Here is a 2,682-nt window from a genome sequence, read left to right on the forward strand (position 1 = left end):
TGCGCGGCGGGCGTTTCGAACGGCTGCCGCCGCTCGAGTCACTTTTCTCTTGCTGGCCCAAAAGATCCCACGGGACTAGCTTCGCGTCGAAAGTAACCCAAAGAGAATGGCCTGATAACGCCCGCAGCATCGTGTTGGGATAAGCCCGAACGCTTGAGGTGCGCTGTTGTGGGACAACCTCCGAGGGTACACAGGGATACTTCCAAGCGCTGCGCAACGCGCCCGAATCGCTGAGGACTTAAAGCCGGGCCTCGCTGCGCTTCGGCCTTAGCCGCGCATGGCAGTTGGTGCCGCGCCTGGCGCTTGTCTGTGGGAGCGCACCCTGTGGGCGACAGCCACGCTGGGGTGTACCGCTCYGTAGGWTTGTCGCGCACAGGGTGCGCTCCCACAGAAGAGCCGACCGGCAAGATTGATCCRCCATCCACAGACCTGCGTCCTCCCTTGTAGGAGCGCACTTGTGCGCGACCGYGGCGCWGGGGTGTRCCGCTCCGTAGGWTKGTCGCGCACAGGGTGCGCTCCCACAAAAAGCCGACCGGCAMGATTGATCCGCCATCCACAGACCTGCGTCCCCATTGTAGGAGCGCACTTGTGCGCGACCGCGGCGCTGGGGTGTACCGCTCCGTCAGGTGGTCGCGCACGAGTGCGCTCCTACAAGGGGATTTTGGCCATGGGGTGAGGGCGCGGCGGCGTTTCCGATGTCGTGCATCGGCGGCCGTCACGCCATCCTTTTCCTCATCGCCTGCCACGCGTAGTGGCACATATATTGGGATGAGGAGAGCCAGCTGAGGTGGGCGATGTCACGGTAGATGCGCCACTGCCAGCAGGCGGCGCGCCATTTGTCGGCGGAGACKGAGCCGTCGCGCACGCAGTAATAGGCGAGGGGCTGGTCGCCGGGGACGCATGAAGCGGAGCCGGCGCGGCGCACCATCTCCAGCCAGAACACGTAGTCCTCGTGACCTACCTTGCGAAATGCCGCGTCGCCCAGGCTGCGGTCGTAGAGGCCGGTAAGGTTGCCGATATGGTTGCTGCGCAGCATCTGCTCGTAGCTGACGGTGGCGGGTGGCCTGACGCAGGAGAGCAGGTGGCCTTGTTCGGTGACGCGGTCATAAGCCGTGAATGACACGCGTGCACGCGTCTCCTCCATATGCTCCATCTGCCACTCCAGCTTGCGCGGATGCCAGCCGTCGTCGCTGTCAAGAAATGCGATATGGCTGCCGCGCGCCGCTGCAATGGCGACGTTGCGTGCCGCTGCCACGCCTGCGTTTTCCCTGGCGTGGATCACGCGAACGCGATCGTCTACTTCGGCGAGCGAGTCGAGCAGCGCGGGCGTCTCGTCGGTGGAGCAGTCGTCCACGACGACCAGCTCCCATGAGGCATAGGTCTGCGACAGCACCGAGGCAACCGCGCCGCGTATATAGTTCTGCGCGTTGTAAGCGGGCATCACCACGCTGACCAGGGTGCTGCTCATGGACGTGCTTCTGCCGCGTGCTTGCGGCCAATGAAGTCAATCGAGGTCACGCAAAGACGCTCCGGTGGAATGTGCGCGAACTGGGCGTGGACCTGCATGGCCGCCAACTGGGCGAGGCGCGTTTCACGCGCGCACTCGGTGTTGAGCACGATGTCGAAACCCACCGCCTTGGCCCGGTCGACGAACTCGTGCGCGCGCATGCGGTTCTGGTAGAGGAAGGCGTTGTCCCAGCGGCGCCATTGGCTATCGGAATACTTCAGATAGTTGAGCTGGTTGATCTTGCGGTCGACATAAGCATAGTGATCGCCGCAGTTCACCGAATGGAACATGATGCCGCCGGGCGCCAGGATGCGCAGGGCTTCGCGGAAGATGCCATCCACTGCCTCGGGAGCGACGTGCTCCAGCACGCTGTTGGAGAAGACGCAGTCGAGCTGCTGTGAGCCGAGGCTCGTACGCGAGGCATCCGCCGGCGCCTCGTAGACCACTACGCCGTTGGTGGCTGCAGTCACGTCATCGCTCAGCTCCAGGCGCGCCACCAGAATCTGCTGACGCTGTTGAACAACGTGCTCGGGCACATCGCAGGCTTCGGCGATCAAGGCGGTGTGGCGGGCCAGATGGCTGGCGCATTCCCTGACCAGATCCAGCTTGATATGCCGGTTCAGGTCGACCGTGATCACTTGTCTTGCCCCGCCGAGATAGCAGGCAAACGGGAAGGTGGGATACCAGCCGCTGCCGATTTCGAACAGCCGCGCGCCGGCAATGGGAACACCGGCTTCGCGCAGGTGGCCGGCCATCAGGCGCCAATCATCCATCTTGATGTCGAATTCGCGGGTGAAGCCGCGCAGGCCGCCGAACCGGCGCTGCAGCTCGTAATGCGCGCGCTCGCCGCCAGGCACATGTCCCAGCACTTTCTGCAGCACGCCTTTGGCTCGCCAATGCATCGTGGTTACTCCATGCCGGGAACGTCGACCATCGCTGCGGTGGCGCGCTGATCGGGCGATGACGCCGGGGATGTCCACCGGGTGACGCCCGGTGGCGGGGGTAGTTCAAAATCGCGGTAGCGCGCCGGGTTGCCTTGCATGCCTGCCTCGGCGGCCTTGATGATGTTGTACATCTCGCGCGAGGTGACGTAGTGCAGCACGTAGCGCTGCCCATCGTTGTACGCCGACTCCAGATGCTCGTGCATGGCGTGCATGGGGGCGCCGAGCAGCGTC

2 protein-coding genes and 1 pseudogene are annotated in these 2,682 nt (G+C 64.2%); all 3 read right to left on the minus strand.

The genetic code is table 11. The features are described 5' to 3' along the window. Window positions 1–715: 715 nt before the first annotated feature. On the minus strand, window positions 716–1,468 hold the full coding sequence (locus AC1DMG_RS21440; RefSeq protein ID WP_441603180.1) for a glycosyltransferase family 2 protein: 753 nt from the start codon (window positions 1,466–1,468) through the stop codon (window positions 716–718). Beyond that, window positions 1,465–2,409 carry a methyltransferase domain-containing protein gene (locus tag AC1DMG_RS21445; protein ID WP_441603181.1) on the minus strand — a complete coding sequence of 315 codons (945 nt, stop codon included), beginning with the start codon at window positions 2,407–2,409 and terminating at the stop codon, window positions 1,465–1,467. Before AC1DMG_RS21445 ends, AC1DMG_RS21440 begins: the two co-directional genes overlap by 4 nt. A 5-nt stretch (window positions 2,410–2,414) precedes the next feature. Further along, window positions 2,415–2,682: pseudogene (locus tag AC1DMG_RS21450) on the minus strand (hypothetical protein); the annotation flags it as partial.

Source organism: Dyella sp. 01N36 (assembly GCF_056399745.1).